This window comes from Mitsuaria sp. WAJ17 (assembly GCF_014174515.1).
In the GTDB taxonomy this organism is placed as follows: Bacteria; Pseudomonadota; Gammaproteobacteria; order Burkholderiales; family Burkholderiaceae_C; genus Roseateles_B.
The window spans coordinates 1-434 of the sequence record NZ_JACJUG010000119.1; the positions used below are offsets into that span (position 1 = coordinate 1).

Annotated in this window: 1 protein-coding gene; it reads left to right on the top strand. The window is 68.7% G+C overall.

The genetic code is table 11. The features are described from left to right. Positions 1 to 434, top strand: a 434-nt coding sequence (locus tag H5407_RS23640; RefSeq protein ID WP_183106923.1) for a condensation domain-containing protein, incomplete at both ends; no start/stop codon positions are given.

Consider the following 434-nt stretch of genomic DNA (forward strand, 5'->3'; position numbering starts at 1 on the left):
TCGGCACCGTGCTGTTCGGCCGCATGCAGGCCGGCGCCGGGGCGGACCGCGCCCTGGGGCTTTACATCAACACCTTGCCGCTTCGAGTCAAGCTGCAGGGCCCGGTGCTGGGCGCGGTCAAGCAGGTTCAGCAAGACCTGGCTGGGCTGCTGCGCCACGAGCACGCCCCGTTGGCCTTGGCCCAGCGTTGCAGCGGGCTGGAGAGCGGCGTGCCGCTGGTGACGGCACTGCTGAACTACCGCCACAGCAGCCAAGGCCATGCCAGTGAAACTGCGCTGCCGGAAGGCACCCAGGTGATGGCCGCCAGCGAGGAGCGCACCAACTACCCGCTGCTGCTGAACATCGACGACTACGAGCAAGGCGGTCTGGCCCTGACCGTGCAGCTGCGCGAGCCTCACAGCGCCCAGGCATTGTGCGAGGCGATGGAGCAAGCG